The organism is Streptomyces mobaraensis NBRC 13819 = DSM 40847 (assembly GCF_017916255.1).
Lineage (GTDB): Bacteria > Actinomycetota > Actinomycetes > Streptomycetales > Streptomycetaceae > Streptomyces > Streptomyces mobaraensis.
Map to the genome: position 1 here is coordinate 638,570 of NZ_CP072827.1, position 18,819 is coordinate 657,388.

Genomic DNA, 18,819 nt, shown 5'->3' on the forward strand with positions numbered 1-18,819 from the left:
GCCAAGGAGCCTGGGTTAGATGTCGAACGAGGAGAAACTTCTCGATCACCTCAAGTGGGTCACCGCGGAGCTGCGCGAGGCCCGCCAACGGCTCCGCGACAAGGAAGCGGCGGAACCCGTCGCGATCGTCGGGATGGCCTGCCGCTTCCCCGGCGGCACCCGGTCCGCCGAGGACCTGTGGCGGCTCGTGCGCGAGGGGGGCGACGCCGTCTCGGCGTTCCCCGACGACCGGGGCTGGGACCTGGAGGCGCTCTACCACCCGGACCCCGAGCACCCGGGCACCAGCTATGTGCGGGACGGCGCCTTCCTCTACGACGCGGGCGACTTCGACGCCGAGTTCTTCGGCATCAGCCCGCGCGAGGCCGTGGCGATGGACCCGCAGCAGCGGCTGCTGCTGGAGACCGCGTGGGAGGCCGTCGAGCACGCGGGCCTGGACCCCCGGAAGCTGCGGGGCAGCGACACGGGCGTCTTCACCGGGGTGAGCGCCCACGACTACCTGACGCTGATCAGCCAGACGGCCAGCGAGGTCGAGGGCTACATCGGCACCGGCAACCTCGGCAGCGTCGTCTCGGGCCGCATCTCGTACACCCTGGGCCTCGAAGGCCCGGCCGTGACGGTCGACACCGCGTGCTCGTCGTCGCTGGTCGCCATCCACCTGGCGGCCCAGGCGCTGCGGCAGGGCGAGTGCTCGCTGGCCCTCGCGGGCGGTTCCACCGTGATGGCGACGCCCGGCTCGTTCACGGAGTTCTCCCGGCAGCGGGGGCTGGCGCCCGACGGCCGCTGCAAGCCGTTCGCGGCCGCCGCCGACGGTACGGGCTGGGGCGAGGGTGCCGGCGTCGTGGCGCTGGAACTGCTCTCCGAGGCGCGGCGGCGCGGGCACAAGGTCCTGGCGGTGGTCCGTGGTTCGGCCGTCAACCAGGACGGCACCAGCAACGGTCTGGCCGCCCCCAACGGACCTTCGCAGGAGCGGGTCATCCGCGCCGCCCTCGCCAACGCGCGGCTCTCGGCCGACGACGTGGACGTCGTGGAGGCGCACGGCACCGGCACCACGCTCGGCGACCCGATCGAGGCCGGCGCGCTCCTCGCCACCTACGGCAAGGACCGGCCCGCGGACCGGCCGCTGTGGCTGGGCTCGGTGAAGTCCAACATCGGCCACACCCAGGCGGCCGCCGGCATCGCCGGTGTGATCAAGATGGTCATGGCCCTGCGCAACGGCCTGCTGCCCGCCTCGCTGCACATCGACGCGCCGTCGCCGCACGTCCCGTGGGAGCAGGGCGGCGTACGTCTGCTCACCGGGCCGGTCGCGTGGCGGTCGGAGCGTACGCGCCGGGCGGGCGTCTCGGCGTTCGGTATCTCGGGGACGAACGCGCATCTGATCCTGGAGGAGGCGCCGGAGGAGGAACAGCCCCCGGCGGCCGAAGCCGAGGCGGGTCCGGTGGTGCCGTGGGTCCTCTCCGCCCGCACCGGCGAGGCCCTGCGCCAACAGGCCCGCCGCCTCGACGCGTTCACCGACGCCGACACCCTCGACATCGGCTGGTCACTGGCCACCACACGCTCGGTCTTCGAACACCGCGCCGTCGTCATCGGCCACGACCACGACCACGCCCTCACCGCACTGCACGCCTTGGCCGCCGGTGACCCCTCACCCGACGTCGTCACCGCGACCGCCGGGGACATCGGCCCCGGACCGGTCCTGGTCTTCCCCGGCCAGGGATCCCAATGGATCGGCATGGGAGCCCAACTCCTCGACGAATCACCCGTCTTCGCCGCCCGCATCGCCGCATGCGAACAAGCCCTCGCCCCCCACGTCGACTGGTCCCTGACCGACGTCCTGCGCGGCGACGGCCACGAACTCTCCCGCGTGGAAGTCGTCCAGCCCGTCCTATGGGCCATGATGGTCTCGCTGGCCGCCGTCTGGGCCCACCACGGCATCACCCCCGCCGCCGTCGTCGGACACTCCCAAGGAGAAATGGCCGCCGCCTGCGTCGCCGGCGCCCTCAGCCTCCACGACGCCGCCCGCATCGTCGCCATCCGCAGCAACGCCCTCCGCCAACTCGCCGGACACGGCGACATGGCCTCGCTCGGGACCGGCGCCGAGCAGGCCGCCGAGCTGATCGGCGACCGGCCGGGTACGTGCGTCGCGGCGGTCAACGGGCCGTCCTCGACCGTGATCTCCGGTCCGCCCGAGCACGTCGCCGCCGTGGTCGCCGAGGCCGAGGCGCGGGGACTCAGGGCCCGCGTGATCGACGTCGGGTACGCCTCGCACGGCCCACAGATCGACCTGCTGACCGATCAGCTGACGGACCGTCTGAGCGGCATCCGGCCGGTGGAAACCGACGTGGCGTTCTACTCCACCGTCACCGCCGAGCACATCGACACCACCGGCCTGGACACGGACTACTGGGTGACGAACCTGCGGCAGCCGGTGCGCTTCGCCGACACCGTCGAGGCCCTGCTCGCCGACGGCTACCGCCTCTTCATCGAGGCCAGCCCCCACCCCGTGCTCAACCTGGGCATCCAGGAGACCATCGACCGGTCCGGCGTCACGGCCACGACCGTTCCCACGCTGCGCCGCGACCACGGCGGCCTCGCCCAGTTCACGCACTCCGCCGCCCTGGCCTTCACGGCGGGCGCGGACGTCGACTGGCGGCGCTGGTTCCCCACCGACCCCACCCCCCGGACCGTCGACCTGCCGACGTACCCCTTCCAGCACCGCCACTACTGGGTCGAGCCGCCCGCGGCGGCCCCGGCGACGGGCGGCGGCCACGATCCCGTCGAGGCGCAGGTGTGGCAGGCGATCGAGGATCTGGACGTCGAGGCGCTCGCGGAACGTCTGGAGCTCGACGGAGGGCCGGAGGCGGTCGAGACGCTGGAGCCGGCACTGCCGGTCCTCTCGGCCTGGCGCCGACGGCACCGGGAGCAGACCACGGTCGATTCGTGGCGCTACCGCGTCACGTGGAAGCACCTGGCCGATCCGTCGGAGGCGCCGGAGTTGAGCGGTGACTGGCTGCTGCTGGTGCCCGCCGCGCACGCCGATCACCCGGCCGTGCTGGCGGCCGCGCAGACCTTGGCCGCTCACGGCGCCGAGGCTCGGCGGCATGTGGTGGACGCGCGGGCCGTGGAACGTGCGGAGTTCGCGCGGGAGTTGCGGTCGCTGCTGGAGGGAGGTCCATGCGCGGGGATCGTCAATCTGCTGGCGCTGGACGAGGCACCCCACCCCGACCACCCCGCCGTCCCCGCGGGCCTGGCCGCCACCACCGCCCTCATCCAGGCACTGAACGACAACGGCACCACCACCCCCGTCCACACCCTCACCCAAGGCGCCGTCTCCACCGGCTCCACCGACCCCCTCACCCACCCCCTCCAAGCCCACATCTGGGGACTCGGACGCGTCGCCGCCCTCGAACACCCCCACCTCTGGGCCCAACTCATCGACCTCCCCCCACACATCGACCACCACACCCTCACCCGCCTCGCCACCACCCTCACCCCCCACAACAACGAAGACCAAACCGCCATCCGCACCACCGGCACCCACACCCGCCGCCTCACCCACGCCCCCACCACCACACCCACCACCACCTGGCAACCCACCGGCACCACCCTCATCACCGGCGGAACCGGCGGCATCGGAGCCGTCCTCGCCCGCTGGCTCGCCCACCAAGGCGCCCCCCACCTCCACCTCACCAGCCGACGCGGACCCCACGCCCCCGGCGCACAACAACTCACCCAAGAACTCACCCAACTCGGCACCACCGTCACCATCACCGCCTGCGACGTCAGCGACCCCCACCAACTCCAAGACCTCCTCGACACCATCCCCGACACCCACCCCCTCACCGCCGTCATCCACGCCGCGGGTGTGCCCAACTACATCGCGCTCGGCGAGCTCTCCCTCTCCGAGCTGGACGAGGTGCTCGCGCCGAAGGCGCGGGCCGCGCTCAACCTGCACGAGATGACGCGGGACGCGGAGCTGTCGGCCTTCGTGATGTTCTCCTCCGGCGCCGGCGTATGGGGCAGCGGCCGACAGGGCGCCTACGGCGCCGCCAACCACTTCCTCGACGCCCTCGCCGAACACCGCCGATCACAAGGACTCCCCGCCACCTCCATCGCCTGGGGCCCCTGGGCCGAGGCCGGGATGGCCGCCGATCAGGCAGCGCTGGCCTTCTTCAGCCGGTTCGGTCTGCACCCGCTCGACCCCGACCTGTGCGTCAAGGCGCTTCACCAGGCGGTGAGTTCGGGCGAGACGACACTGACCGTGGCGAACTTCGACTGGGCGCAGTTCACGTCGACGTTCACCGCGCAGCGGCCCAGCCCCCTGATCGGTGACCTGCCGGAGAACCGGCGGGCGGTCGCGCCGGTGGTGCGCGAGAGCGCCGAGGAGTCGTCGCTGCGGCAGGAGATGGCCGGGGTGAAGCCGGGTCAGCAGCGGCAGTTGCTGTTGCAGCATGTGCGTGCGCAGGCGGCGGCGACCCTGGGGCACTCGGACGTGGACGCGGTGCCGGCGGCGAAGCCGTTCCAGGAGCTCGGCTTCGACTCGCTGACCGCGGTGGAGCTGCGCAACCGGCTCAACAAGAGCACGGGCCTCACCCTGCCCACCACGGTGGTCTTCGACCACCCCACGCCCGAGGCACTCGCCGACGTCCTCCGCGCCGAGCTGTCGGGCGGGACGGCGGACGACGCTGCGGGGGCCGCCGGCGTCGTCGCGGACGACGAACCGATCGCGATCGTCGGCATGGCCTGCCGGTACCCGGGCGACGTGCGCTCCGCCGACGAGCTGTGGGACCTGGTCATGGCCCGCCGGGACGCCATGGGCGACTTCCCCGACGACCGCGGCTGGGACCTGGAGGCGCTGTACGACCCGGATCCGGAGAGCCGCGGGACGAGCTATGTGCGCGAGGGCGGGTTCCTGTACGACGCGGGGGACTTCGACGCGGCGTTCTTCGGCATCAGCCCGCGCGAGGCGGTCGCCATGGACCCGCAGCAGCGGCTGCTGCTGGAGACGGCCTGGGAGGCGTTCGAGCACGCGGGCATCACCCGCGAGGCCCTCAAGGGCAGCAACGCCGGGGTGTACACCGGCCTGACGATCTTCGACTACCTCGCGCTGGTCGGTGAGCGGCCCACGGAGGTGGAGGGGTACATCGGCACCGGCAACCTCGGCTGTGTCGCCTCGGGTCGCGTGTCGTACGTCCTGGGACTCGAAGGTCCGGCGATGACGCTCGACACCGGCTGTTCGTCCTCCCTGGTGGCGATCCACCAGGCGGCGAACGCGCTGCGCCGGGGCGAGTGCTCGCTGGCGCTGGCCGGGGGCGCGACGGTGATGGCGACTCCGGGCTCGTTCGTGGAGTTCTCGCTCCAGCGGGGTCTCGCGGCGGACGGGCGGTGCAAGCCGTTCGCCGCCGCGGCCGACGGCACGGGCTGGGCCGAAGGCGTCGGCCTGGTGGTCCTGGAGCGGCTGTCGGAGGCGCGGCGCAACGGGCACAAGGTCCTCGCCGTCCTCCGTGGTTCGGCCGTCAACCAGGACGGTACGAGCAACGGTCTGACGGCACCCAACGGGCAGGCGCAGCAGCGGGTGATCCGGCAGGCGCTGGCCAACGCGCGGCTGTCCGCCGAGGACGTGGACGTGGTGGAGGCGCACGGTACGGGCACCACGCTCGGCGACCCGATCGAGGCCGGCGCGCTCCTCGCCACCTACGGCAAGGACCGGCCCGCGGACCGGCCGCTGTGGCTCGGCTCGATCAAGTCGAACATCGGGCACGCGCAGGCGTCGGCCGGCGTCGCCGGTGTGATCAAGATGGTGAAGGCCCTGGAGCACGAGCGGCTGCCCGCCTCGATCCACCTGGACGCGCCCACGCCGCACGTGGACTGGGAGAGCGGCGGGGTACGGCTCCTCGCCGAGCCGGTCGACTGGCCGCGCGGCGAACGCCCGCGCCGGGCCGGGGTGTCCGCCTTCGGCATCTCGGGCACGAACGCGCACGTGATCCTGGAGCAGGCGCCGGAAGCGCCGGAGCCGGTGGGCGCGGACGCCGCCGAGGCGCCGGCCGGGGTGGTGCCGTGGGTGGTCTCCGCCCGCGACGAGACGGCGCTGCGGGCCCAGGCCCGGGCGCTGGCCGCGCGGGTGGCCGACGATCCCCGGCTCGCGTCGCCCGTCGACGTGGGGTGGTCGCTCGTCAGGACCCGGTCGCTGTTCGAGCGGCGGGCGGTCGTCCTGGGGCGTGACCGGGACGCGCTGACGGCCGGGTTGCGGGCGCTGGCGGCGGGTGAGCCCGCGTCCGACGTGGTGACCGGCGTCGCGGGTTCGTCCGGTGCCGGTCCGGTGCTGGTGTTCCCGGGGCAGGGTTCGCAGTGGGCGGGCATGGGCGCCCGGCTGCTGGACGAGTCGCCGGTGTTCGCCGCCCGCATCGCCGAGTGCGAACAGGCCCTCGCCCCCTACGTCGACTGGTCGCTGACCGACGTCCTGCGCGGTGACGGCGACGAACTCTCGCGCGTGGAGGTCGTCCAGCCCGTCCTGTGGGCCGTGATGGTGTCGCTGGCGGCGGTGTGGGCGGCGTACGGCGTCGTGCCGGCCGCCGTAGTGGGGCATTCGCAGGGCGAGATCGCCGCGGCGTGCGTGGCGGGGGCGCTGACGCTGGAGGACGGTGCGAAGGTCGTGGCGCTGCGCAGCCTGGCGCTGCGGGAGCTGTCCGGGGGCGGTGCGATGGCTTCCCTCGGGGTGGGCCGGGAGCAGGCCGCGGAACTGGCCGAGGCGCATGCCGGAGTGGGTGTCGCGGCGGTCAACGGGCCGTCGTCCACGGTGGTCTCGGGCCCGCCCGAGGCGGTCGCCGCGGTCGTGGCGGAGGCCGAGGCGCGCGGGCTGCGGGCCCGCGTCATCGACGTGGACTACGCCTCCCACGGCCCTCAGGTGGACCTGATCACCGATCTGCTCACCGAGCGGCTCTCCGGCATCCGTCCGTCGGACACCGGCGTCGCGTTCTATTCGACGGTCACCGCCGAGAACCTCGACGACACCGGTGTCCTCGGCACCGACTACTGGATCACGAACCTGCGGCAGCCGGTCCGCTTCGCCGACACCGTCGAGGCCCTGCTCGCCGACGGCTACCGCCTCTTCATCGAGGCGAGCCCGCACCCCGTACTGGCCCTCGGCGTGGAGGAGACCATCGAGCGGGCGGACGCCTCCGCCACCGTGGTGCCCACGCTGCGCCGCGATCACGGGGACACGGCCCAGCTCGCGCGTGCCGTCGCCCAGGCGTTCGCGGCCGGGGCCGAGGTGGACTGGAGGGGTTGGTTCCCCGCCGTTCCGCCGCCCCGGATCGTGGACCTGCCGACGTACGCCTTCCAGCGGGAGCGGTACTGGCTGGAGGGGCACCGGGGCCTCGCGGGGGATCCGTCGGGGCTCGGGCTGGCCTCGGCCGGGCACCCGCTGCTGGGGGCCGCCGTGGAACTCGCGGACGGCGGCAGCCATGTGCTGACGGGCCGGATCTCGCCGCGGGACCAGGGGTGGCTGGCCGAGCACCGGGTCGCGGACACCGTGCTGCTGCCCGGGTCGGCGTTCGTGGAGCTGGCCCTCCAGGCCGCCGTGCGCACCGGCTGCGAGCAGCTCGCGGACCTCACCCTGCACACGCCGCTCGCCTTCGGGGACACGGGCGCGGTCGACCTCCAGGTGGTGGTCGGCCCGGTGGACGAGGACGGGCGGCGCCCGGTGTCCGTCCACTCCCGGCCCGCCGGCGGCGGCGAGGAGGAGGACGGGTGGACCAAGCACGCCGCGGGCGTGCTCGCGCCCGCCGGCCCCGAGGCGCCGGACGCCGGGCCCCTCGGCGCCTGGCCGCCGCCGGGTGCCACGCCCGTCGCCCAGGCCGACGGGACCGACCCCTATGACGAACTCGCCTCGTACGGCTACGACTTCGGCCCGGCGACCCGGGGCCTGGTGGCCGCGTGGCGGCAGGGCGAGGACGTGTACGCCGAGGTGGCGCTGCCGGAGCCGGAGAGCGGCGCGGCCGGACGGTACCGGGTGCACCCCGTGCTGCTCGACGCCGCGTTGCACGCGCTGATCCTGGACACGGCCACGTCGTCCGCCGACACGGACCAGGTGCTGCTGCCGTTCTCCTGGAGCGGCCTCCACGTGCACGCGCCGGGCGCGGACCGGCTGCGGATCCGGATCACCCGTACCGCCGCGGACCGGCTGTCCCTGACGGCCGTGGACACCGCCGGCGCGCCGGTGCTGACGCTGGAGGCGCTCACCGTACGGCCGGTGGCGGCCCGTCAGGTCGCGGGGTCGCGGGGTGTGGACCGTGACGCGCTCTTCCGGCTCGACTGGACGCGGGTGGAGGTCCGGGGCGACGGCGGTCGCCCGCGGTCGGCCCTCGTCGCGCTGCCCGGTGAGCCGCTGGCGGCGGAGCTGGCCGAGGTGCTGGACGGGGCGCCCGTGCGGGAGACGTTCGGGGCACTGCGGGCGGAGGCCGCCGCGGGCGGCGACGCGCCCGACGTCGTCCTCGCGGTGTGTGTCACGCCGGAGGAAGAGCCGTACGACGCGGGCGAGTTCGCGCGGCAGTCGTCCGTCTCGCTGCTGGGCCTGCTGAAGGAGTGGCTCGCCGACGCCGCGTTCGGGAGCAGCCGGCTGGTCGTCGTCACCCAGGGCGCCGTCGCCGCGCGGCCGGGCGAGACGGCCGGCGATCTGCCCGGCGCGTCGCTGTGGGGCCTGGTGCGCAGCGCGCAGACCGAGAACCCGGGCCGGCTGACGCTGCTCGACGTCGACGAACTGCCCGCTTCCCTCGCGGCGGTTCCGGCGGCGCTGGGCTCGGACGAGCCCGAACTGGCTCTGCGCGACGGGCTGATGTACGTGCCTCGGCTCGTGCGCGACGACGCGTCCGGGCGGCTCGCCCCGCCGGTCGGCTCCGCCACCTGGCGCCTGGCGCGGGGAGACGGGGGGCGGCTCGCCCTCGTCGACGCCCCCGAGGCCGGCCGGGAGCCCGCGGCGGACGAGGTGCGGGTGGCGCTGCGGGCGGCCGCGCCGGACCCGGCCGCGCTGGGCGCTCCCGCGCCCGTGATCGCCGGTGCGGGCGTGGTGACGGAGGTGGGCGCCGGGGTCGGCGCCGTGTCGGTGGGCGACCGGGTGTTCGGACTGTTCGACGTGGTGGGGCCGGTGGCCGTCACCGGGGCCGGGCTCGTCGCGCCGGTGCCGTCCGGCTGGAGCTGGACGCGGGCGGCCGGGTCCCTCGGGGCCCATGTGTCCGCGTACCACGCGCTCACGGACGTGGCGGAGCTGCGCGAGGGCGAGTCGCTGCTCGTGGAGGAGGGCACGGGGGCGGTCGGCTCGGCGGCGCTGCGCCTGGCCCGGCTTGTCGACGCTCGGCTTCTCGACGTGGCCGCGGCGGGCGGTACCGCTCCGGCGGACTCCCCCGACGCGGTCCTGGCGGTCCGGGACGGCGCGCTGGTGGTGCGGCGGGGAGCCGGCCCCGAGCGGGTGGTCGGGCCGGTCGCGGCCGAGCGGGCCCGTGAAGTGGTCGCGGCGCTGGCGGAGTTCGCGGCGCGCGGCGCCCTGACGCCGGTGGAGGGGCCCGTGTGGGACGTCCGCCGGGCACCCGAGGCGCTGGGTTCCGGGTACGCCGCCTCGCGTCCGCCGGTGCTCACCCTGCCGGTCGCGTTCGACCCGAACGGCACCGTGCTGATCACCGGTGGCACCGGCGCCCTCGGTTCCCTCGTCGCCCGGCACCTGGTCACCCGCCACGGGGCACGGAACCTGCTGCTGTCGAGCCGGCGCGGGGCCGAGGCGCCCGGCGCACTCGAACTCGCTGCGGAACTTGCTGCGTTGGGCGCCCACATCACCTTCTCCGCCTGCGACCCGGGTGACCGGAAGGCCGCCGAGGCCCTGCTGGCGTCGGTGCCCGCCGAGCATCCGCTGACCGCGGTGTTCCACTGCGCGGGCACCGTGAGCGACGCGGTCGTCCAGAACCTCTCGGCCGAGCAGGTCGAGGAGGTGCTGCGGGTGAAGGCGGACGCCGCCTGGAACCTGCACGAGCTGACGGCGGACGCGGACCTGTCGGCGTTCGTCCTGTACTCCTCGGTGGCCGGCCTGCTCGGCGGGGCGGGGCAGGCCGGTTACACGGCCGCCAACGCCTTCCTCGACGCGCTCGCCGCGCACCGGCAGGCCGGCGGCGCCGCGGCCACTTCCCTGGCCTGGGGCTACTGGCGGCTGACGGAGGGCATGTCCGGGCGGCTGAGCGACGCCGACCGGGCGCGGCACGCCGCCGCCGGTGTGGTCGGGCTCGGCGCCGACGAGGGCCTCGCCCTCCTCGACGCCGCGTGGGACAGCGGTCTGCCGCTGCTCGCGCCGGTCCGGCTGGACCTGGCCCGGATGCGCCGGCAGGCGCGGAGCCATTCCGCCGCGCCGACGCTGCTGCGGAACCTGGTGCGCGGCGGCGCGGACCGGGCCGCCGCCGGTCCGTCGGGGCCGTCCGCGCTCCTGAGGACGCTGAGCGGGCTGCCCGCGGCGGAGCGGGAGCAGGCGCTGCTCGACCTGGTGTGCTCGCACGTCGCGGCGGTCCTCGGCTACGACGCGGCCACGCCCGTCAACGCCACGCAGGGCCTGCGCGAACTCGGCTTCGACTCCCTGACCGCGGTGGAGCTGCGCAACCGGCTCTCGGCGGCGACCGGTCTGAAGCTGCCGGCCACCTTCGTCTTCGACCACCCGGACCCGGCGGCGCTCGCCCGCCGGCTGGGCGAGGAACTGGCGCCGCAGGAGGCGGACCCGCTCGCCGGCGTCCTGGAGGAGTTCGAGCGCCTGGAGTCCGCCCTGCTCGCCGTCTCCTCGCGGGACGACACGGCGCGGACCGCGCTGGCCGGACGGCTGCGCGCCGCACTGGCCCGCCTCGACGTACCGGACGGCACGGCCGGGGAGGCGGCCGGGGACACCGCGGTGGCCACCCGCATCCAGGACGCGTCGGCCGACGAGATCTTCGCGTTCATCGACCGGGACCTCGGCCGGGACACCGGCGACGGACACGACGGCCAGGCAGTGGAGGAGCAGCGATGAACGAGTTCACCCGCAAACAGCGGGCCCTGGAGCACAGCCGCCGGATCAACGCCGGGGACGTGGACGCGGTCCTGGAGCTGTACGCCCCCGACGCCGTCCTGGAGGACCCGGTCGGCCTGCCGCCGCTCACCGGCCACGGGGAGCTGCGCGCCCACTACGCGCGACTGCTCGGCGCCCACGTCCGCGAGGAGGCGGCCGAGCCGGTCGCCGGACAGGACGGCACCCACGTCCTGCTGCAGGTGACCTCCGTCATGGACTACCTGCCCGACGGCCCGCTGTACGCCGAGCGCGGCTGGCTCAAGGCCCCCGACGATCCCCGGACGGCCCGCGTCCGGCGCGCGGCCATGCTCGTGATGCGCCTGGACAGGTCCGGGCTCGTCGAGCACGTGAAGGCGTACTGGGGCACATCCGATCTCACGGTCCTCGGCTGACCGGCCACCCTTCCTGGAGGAGCAATGCCCGACGAGGCCGCGCGAAAGAAGATGGCGCTCGACTACGCCCAACGCATCAACGCCGGCGACATCGAGGGCGTCCTCGACCTGTTCGCGGACGACATCGTCTTCGAGGACCCGGTGGGACGGCCGCCGATGGTCGGCAAGGAGGACCTGCGCCGCCATCTCGAACTGGCCGTCTCCTGCGGGACGCACGAGGTGCCGGGCCCGCCGATGACCTCGATGGACGACCGTTTCGTCGTGACGCCGACCGTCGTCACCGTGCGGAAGCCCCGGCCGATGACCTTCCGCATCGTGGGCATCGTCGAACTCGACGAGAACGGGCTGGGCCGCCGGGTCCAGGCGTTCTGGGGAGTGACGGACGTGACCATGGACACGGCCGTCGACACGGCCGTCGGCACCGCCGTCGACACCGCCATGGACGAGCCCGAGGCGGCCGGCACGGCACCCGGCACCGACCCCGCCCACCCCGAAGGGAACCGCGCGTGACCACCACCCGACTCGCCCACGCCGTCGTTCTGGGCGCCAGCATGGCAGGGACCCTCGCGGCCCATGTGCTGGCCCGCCACGCCGAGACCGTCACCGTCGTGGAGCGCGACGAACTGCCCGAGGAAGCGCGGCACCGCAAGGGCGTGCCGCAGGGCCGCCACGCCCATCTGCTGTGGTCCAACGGGGCACGCCTCATCGAGGACCTGCTGCCCGGCACCACCGACCGCCTCCTCGCGGCGGGGGCCCGCCGGCTGGGCTTCCCCGAGGACCTGGTGACCCTCACCGGGCAGGGCTGGCAACACCGCTTCCCCGCCACGCAGTTCGCCCTGCTCGCCAGCCGCCCCCTGCTGGACCTGACGGTACGTCAGGAGGCGCTGACGCGGCGGAACATCACCGTTCTCCAGCGGACCGAGGCCGTCGACCTCACCGGCGACGCGGGGCGGGTCACCGGCGTGGTCGTCCGCGACATCGACAGCGGGCGGCGGACCGCGCTGGAAGCCGACCTGGTGATCGACGCCACCGGGCGCGGCTCCCGGCTCAAGCAGTGGCTCGCGGCGCTCGGCGTGCCCGCGCTCGAAGAGGATGTCGTGGACGCCGGCGTCGCCTACGCGACCCGCTTCTTCCAGGCCCCGCCCGGCGCGACGACGCGCTTCCCGGCCGTGAACATCGCCGCCGACGACAACGTCCGCGAACCCGGCCGCTTCGGCGTCGTCTACCCCATCGAGGGCGGCCGGTGGATCGTGACGCTCTCCTGCACCCGCGGCGCCCGGCTCCCCTCCACCGAGGAGGAGTTCCTGCCGTTCGCCAGGGACCTCCGGCACCCGGTCATCGCCGACCTGCTGCGCGACGCCGAACCGCTCACCCCCCTCTACGGCTCCCGCTCCGCCGCCAACCGGCGCCTGTACCCGGAACGCCTCGACCGGTGGCCCGACGGGCTGCTCGTCCTCGGCGACTCCCTGACGGCCTTCAACCCGATCTACGGGCACGGCATGAGCTCGGCCGCGCGCTGCGCCGTCACCCTGGACCGGGAACTCGGACAGGGCGCCCCCTCCGGGCCGGGGGACGGGCACCGGATACAGAAGGCGATCGGCGCTGCCGTGGACGACCCCTGGATCCTGGCGGCGTCCAAGGACATCGACTACGTCAACTGCCGCGTGGACGCGACGGACCCGCGGCTCGTCGGCGTCGACACCGAACAGCGCCTCCGGTTCGCCGACGCCATCACGGCGGCGTCGATCCGCGTCCCGGAGGCGTCGGAGATCGTCACGGACGTGATGAGCCTGAACGCGCCTCAGTCGGAGCTGGGTTCCAACCGCTTCCTGCTCGCCATGCGCACCGGCGAACGCCGTCCGGAGCTGACCGCGCCGCCGTTCAGCGCGGAGGAGCTGGCGGTGGTGGGCCTCGACGCGTCGGTCCTCACGCCGGCGGCGGCCGGGTCGGCCGCGGCGGGGCCGGCGCCTGTGGGGTAGGCGGTCGGGTAGGCGGTGGCCTCGGATACGCCCGGGTGACGCCGGGGTGACGCCCGGGTGGCGCCGGGGAGCGACCGAAGGAGACCGAGGACGGGCCGGGGGCGGCCGAGCGATCGTGCCGCCCCCGGCCCGTTCGCCATTCGGAGGGCGGCGTTCGGCGGAGCGGGCGGCAGGCGGCAGGCGGCAGGCGGCAGGCGGCAGGCGGCAGGCGGCAGGCGGCAGGCGGCAGGCGGCAGGCGGCAGGCGGCAGGCGGCAGGCGGCAGGCGGCAGGCGGCAGGCGGCAGGCGGCAGGCGGGGCATGCGAGCACACGCCGCGCGAACGGCCGATCCGCCGCCGCAGTCACCGGTCGCACTAAGCACGAAGCACGAAGCACGAAGCCGGGGTGGCCGCCACACGGCAGCCACCCCGGCTCGGATCAGTGCCCGGTGTCGGTCACCGGCCGGCGCCGTCCGGCGCCCGTGTCGGGCAAGGCCCGACGCCGGTCTCGTCCACCGTCGGTCAGCGTCCACCCCACTCGCGGTCGATCAGCGCGAACATGTCGTCGGCGCTTGCCGCCGACAGGTCCTCCGCACCGCCCGCCTCGTCCTCGCCGTCCGACGCGACCGGGCCGGCGGTGTCGGGGTGCTTCCACAGCAGGGCCTGGAGGCGGCGGATCAGGCCCCGGCGGCGGGGGTCGTCCGCGGCGAGGTCCGCCAACGCGGCGTCCAGCTCGTCGAGATGGGCGGCCACCGGCAGCTCCGCCGCACCGCCGTCCGGCAGGATCCGCTCGAGCAGGTGCTCGGCGAGGGCGCGGGGCGTCGGATAGTCGTAGACGAGCGTGGCCGGCAGCCGGAGCCCGGTGGCCGCGCGCAGCCGGTTGCGCAGCTCGACGACCACGAGGGAGTCGAAACCCAGGTCCTTGAAGGCCCGTTCGGGATCGACGTCCTGCCCCGGCTCGTACCGCAGCACGGCCGCCACCTGCGCACGGACCGTCTTCAACAGCGCGCCGACCCGCTCCCGCGCCGGCAGGGCGGCCAGCTCGCGCCGCAGCTCGGCGACGTCCGCCCCGTCACCGGCCTCCGGCCCGGCCTCGAGCACCCGCCGGGCGGCCGGCACCCCGTCGAGGAGCCGGGTGGGCCGGGAGAGGGTGAACAGCGGGGCGAAGCGCTCCCACTCGACGTCCGCGACCACCGCGTGCCCGCCGCCACCGTCGAGCAGGGTGTGCAGCGCGCCGAGCGCCAGCCGGGGTTCCAGCGGGGGCAGCCCCTGCCGCCGCGACAGTCCGGTCTGCCGGAGGGCGAGGTCCCCGTCGTCCGGCAGGTCCCAGATGCCCCAGCCCACGGAGACCATCCGGGGGCCGTCGGGCCGGTGCTGCTGGGCCAGGGCGTCGAGGCAGGCGTTGGCGGCGGCGTGGGCACCGTGCTCCCTGCTGCCGAGGGTGGCCGCCAGGGACGAGAAGAACAAAACGGTCTCCACCGGCCCGGCACCGGCCGGTTCTCCGAGCGCCACGGCGGCGGACACGGCCGAGGTCAGGTCGTCGGGCGTGACATCCGCGAGGGGGGCGGGCACGCCGGGCAGCGAAGTGTGGACGACCGTCCGTACCCGTGCGCCCGCCGCCTCTTCCGGCGTCCGCACCACGGTCAACCGGCTCCCGTACTCGGCCACTTCGACAGCCAGCTCGGCTTCCCGCCGGGAACCGCCGGCGCCGTCCGAGTCCAGAAGGACGACGTGTTCGGCGCCGCGGGCGGCCAGCCAGCGCACCACGTGGTCCGCCAGCCGCCCGACGCCACCCGTCACGAGCACGGCACCGTCCGGCCGCCAGCCCTCTCCGGTGCCGCCGGCGGACGCCGCGTCGGGCACCAGACGGCGGCCGAGAACCCCGGCCGGGCGCAACGCGACCTGGTCCTCGCCGGCGTCCCCGCACAGGACCGCGGGGAGCGGTCCCACCTCGCGCCCCTCCGGGGCGGCGGGCAGGTCCACCAGGCCGCCCCACACCTCGGGATGCTCCAGGGCCGCCACCCGCCCGAGGCCCCACACCGCCGCCTGCTCGGGGGAGACGACGGGATCGGTCTCGCCGCAGGAGACGGCACCGCGGGTGGCGCACCACAGGGGTGCGTCGAACCCGGCGTCCAGCAGGGCCTGCAAGAGCGCCAACGACGCCTCGGCGGGCCGCTCGGCGAGCGCGAGCAGGGACAGCACCCCGGCGGGGGCCGTGCCGTCCGGGAGTCCGGCCCGGCAGGAGCGGAGCAGCTCCGCGAGGTCCGACCGCCCCGGGCGCGGACCGGCCTCGACGAGCACCGCCGGGACCCCGGCCTCCTCCAGCGCGTCCAGGCAGGCCCGGACCCAGGCGTCGGCGCCCTGGGAGGGGGCGACGATCAGCCAGGGACCGGCCCCGGGAGCGGTGGGCTCGGAGAGGGAAATCGGCTGCCAGTCGACGCGGTAGCGCCAGGAGTCGACGACGGACTGCTCACGCCGCTCGCGCCGCCACGCGGACAGGGCGGGGAAGACGGTCTCCAGCGCCGACCTGCGCTCGTCGTCCTTGAGGTGCAGGGTGTCACAGAGCGCCTGGACGTCCTCGCCTTCCACGGCCGCCCAGAAACCGGCCTCGTCACCGTCCGCCGGGGACGCCGCCTCGGGAGCCAAGATGTCCGCCAGCCAGAAGCGCCGGCCCTGGAAGGCGTACGTGGGCAGGTCGACGGTACGGGGGGCGGGGTCGGCCGGGAACCAGCCCGACCAGTCCACGGCGGCCCCGGCCGTGTGCAGCCGGGCCGCCGCTTGCGTGAACGCCACGTCGTCCGGCTGCGCGGGATGCAGCGAGGCGGTCACGACCGGCTCCTGCGCCTCGGCTTCGACGACGTCGTCGAGGGTGTGCTGGGCGGCGGTGGTCAGCACCGGCGACGGGCCCAGCTCGACGAAGAACCCCGCCTCGTCAGCGACGTGCGCGACGGCCTGCCGGAAGAGAACCGGCTGACGGACGTGACGCACCCAGTAGTCCGGGGACGCGATCTCCTCGCCCGCGGGCAGACCGGACACGTTGCTGATCAACGGAATCGCAGGGGACTTGAACCTCACCTCGGCGAGGGCGTCGGCGAAATCCGAGAGCATCGGTTCCATCAGCGCCGAGTGGAAGGCATGACTGACGGAGAGCGCCTTCGTCTTACGCCCCTGGGCCGACCATACGGCAGCGATCCGCTCCACCTCATCGACGGGACCGGAAATCACCGTCGAATCAGGGGTGTTCACCGCAGCGACACTCACGCCCGAGCCGTCAAGACTGCCGGCCAGCTCCTCCGGGGTGGCCTGCACCGCACACATCGCCCCGCCCTCAGGCAGCGCACCCATCAACCGCGCCCGAGCACCGACAACCCTGCACGCATCCGCCAGATCAAACGCACCCGCCACATGCGCGGCAGCAATCTCACCCACGGAATGACCGATCACCACATCGGGGCGTATCCCTACCGACTCCCACAGCCGGGCCAGCCCCACCTGGAGCGCGAACAACCCCGCCTGCGCCCACATCGTGTGATCCAGCCGCTCCCGCGGGCCGCTGAAGACGACGTCCTTCAGCGAACCCCCAAGCTCCTCCTCCAACAGCCCGCACACCTCGTCGAAGGCTTCCGTGAACACCGGGAACCGCTCATACAACCCCGACCCCATCCCCACCAACTGACTCCCCTGACCACTGAAGAGCCACACCGCCTTGCCCCCACGCACCACACCCGGACCCACCAACCCCGCATGCGACTCCCCCACCGCCAACGCCCCGAGCGCGGCCACCCGCTCCGTACCCGTCACCACTGCTCGATGCTCGAACAACGACCGCGTACGCAACAACGACCAACCCACATCACGTACATCACCGGCACCGCCCACGGCCTCGCTCAAGCGGCCCGCCTGTGCCCGCAACGCATCCCGGCTGCGGGCCGAGAGCACCCACGGCACGACGGCACCGTCCGGGGAAGCGTCGGCGTGCACCGGTTCGTCCGCTTCGTCGGGGGCCTGTTCCAGGATGAGGTGGGCGTTGGTGCCGCTGATGCCGAAGGAGGAGACGCCCGCCCGTCGGGGCCGGTCGGCCCGTGGCCACGGCACGGGGTCGGTGAGCAGCCGCACTCCCCCGTCCTCCCAGTCCACGTGGGGCGTGGGGCGGTCGATGTGCAGCGAGGCGGGCAGTTCTCCGTGCCGCATCGCCATCACCATCTTGATCACACCTGCCACGCCGGCGGCGGCCTGGGTGTGACCGATGTTCGACTTCACCGAGCCCAGCCACAGCGGCCGGTCGTCGGCGCGTTCCTTGCCGTACGTGGCGAGGAGCGCCTGCGCCTCGATGGGGTCGCCCAGCGTCGTCCCGGTGCCGTGCGCCTCCACGGCGTCCACCGTGTCCGGGGTGACCCGGGCATTGGCCAGGGCCTGGCGGATCACCCGTTCCTGGGCGGCGTCGTTGGGGGCGGTGAGGCCGTTGCTCGCGCCGTCCTGGTTGACGGCGGATCCGCGGATGACGCCGAGTACGCGATGCCCGTTGCGGCGGGCGTCGGAGAGGCGTTCCAGCAGGACGAGGCCGACGCCCTCGGAGAATCCGGTGCCGTCGGCCGCGGCGGCGAACGGCTTGCAGCGGCCGTCAGGGGACAGGCCCCGCTGGCGGGAGAACTCGACGTACGCGGTGGGGGTGGACAGCACGGTGACGCCGCCCGCGACGGCCAGTTCGCACTCGCCCTGCCGCAGCGCCTGCGCCGCCAGGTGGATCGCGACCAGCGACGCCGAGCACGCGGTGTCGAGCGTGACCGCGGGTCCCGCGAGGCCGAAGGTGTAGGCGATGCGACCGGAGATGACGCTGGAGAGGGTGCCCGTGGTGGCGTACCCCTCCACTTCGGCGGGCACCCGGGACCGGGACATGTAGTCCTGGCTGGACACCCCTGCGTACACGCCCGTCGGGCTGTCCTTGAGGGTGGCCGGGTCGATGCCCGCCCGCTCGAACAGTTCCCAGGCCACTTCCAGGAGCACCCGCTGCTGCGGGTCGGCGGCCAGCGCCTCCCGCGGGTTGACGCCGAAGAAGTCGGCGTCGAAGCGCGTGGCGTCCCGCAGGAAGCCGGCCTCCCTTACGTAGCTGGTGCCCGGGTGGTCCGGGTCGGGGTGGTACAGGCTCTCCACGTCCCAGCCGCGGTCGGCCGGGAACGCCTCGATGGCGTCGCCGCGCGAGGCGACCAGGTCCCACAGTTCCTCCGGCGACGTCACACCGCCGGGGTACCGGCAGGCCATCGCGACGATGGCCAGCGGTTCCCGCTGCCGTTCCTCCGTCTCGCGCAGGCGCTGACGGGTCTGTCCGAGATCCGCCGTCACCCGCTTCAGGTAGTGGCGAAGCTTCTCCTCGGTACCCGGCGTGTCTTTCGTACCCGGCATGT

At 74.4% G+C, this 18,819-nt stretch carries 4 protein-coding genes and 1 pseudogene; 4 read left to right on the forward strand and 1 reads right to left on the reverse strand.

The genetic code is table 11. The features are described 5' to 3' along the window. Positions 1-19: 19 nt before the first annotated feature. The 4 genes from J7W19_RS02530 to J7W19_RS02545 are packed head-to-tail and all read left to right on the forward strand — an operon-like array spanning position 20 to position 13,439. Complete coding sequence (locus J7W19_RS02530; RefSeq protein WP_233478052.1) at positions 20-11,029, forward strand: type I polyketide synthase; 11,010 nt, start codon at positions 20-22, stop codon at positions 11,027-11,029. Next, entirely contained in the window at positions 11,026-11,460 is a 435-nt protein-coding gene (locus J7W19_RS02535) for a nuclear transport factor 2 family protein (RefSeq protein WP_004954377.1), read from the forward strand. The genes J7W19_RS02530 and J7W19_RS02535 overlap by 4 nt, the downstream gene beginning before the upstream one ends. A 24-nt stretch (positions 11,461-11,484) precedes the next feature. Next, on the forward strand, positions 11,485-11,970 hold the full coding sequence (locus tag J7W19_RS02540) for a nuclear transport factor 2 family protein (protein WP_004954380.1): 486 nt from the start codon (positions 11,485-11,487) through the stop codon (positions 11,968-11,970). Beyond that, the gene (locus J7W19_RS02545; RefSeq protein ID WP_004954384.1) at positions 11,967-13,439 is read left to right on the forward strand and encodes an NAD(P)/FAD-dependent oxidoreductase; all 1,473 of its coding nucleotides are present in this window, start codon (positions 11,967-11,969) and stop codon (positions 13,437-13,439) included. The genes J7W19_RS02540 and J7W19_RS02545 overlap by 4 nt, the downstream gene beginning before the upstream one ends. A 500-nt stretch (positions 13,440-13,939) precedes the next feature. Here the strand turns inward: J7W19_RS02545 and J7W19_RS02550 are convergent. Continuing rightward, positions 13,940-18,772 (reverse strand): annotated as a pseudogene (locus tag J7W19_RS02550) (type I polyketide synthase); the annotation flags it as partial. Positions 18,773-18,819: the final 47 nt, after the last annotated feature.

Excerpts from the sequence above, each read along its gene's own strand:
- J7W19_RS02530 (WP_233478052.1), top strand. The coding sequence starts at position 20 with ATGTCGAACGAGGAGAAACTTCTCGATCACCTCAAGTGGGTCACCGCG.
- J7W19_RS02535 (WP_004954377.1), top strand. The coding sequence starts at position 11,026 with ATGAACGAGTTCACCCGCAAACAGCGGGCCCTGGAGCACAGCCGCCGG.
- J7W19_RS02540 (WP_004954380.1), top strand. The coding sequence starts at position 11,485 with ATGCCCGACGAGGCCGCGCGAAAGAAGATGGCGCTCGACTACGCCCAA.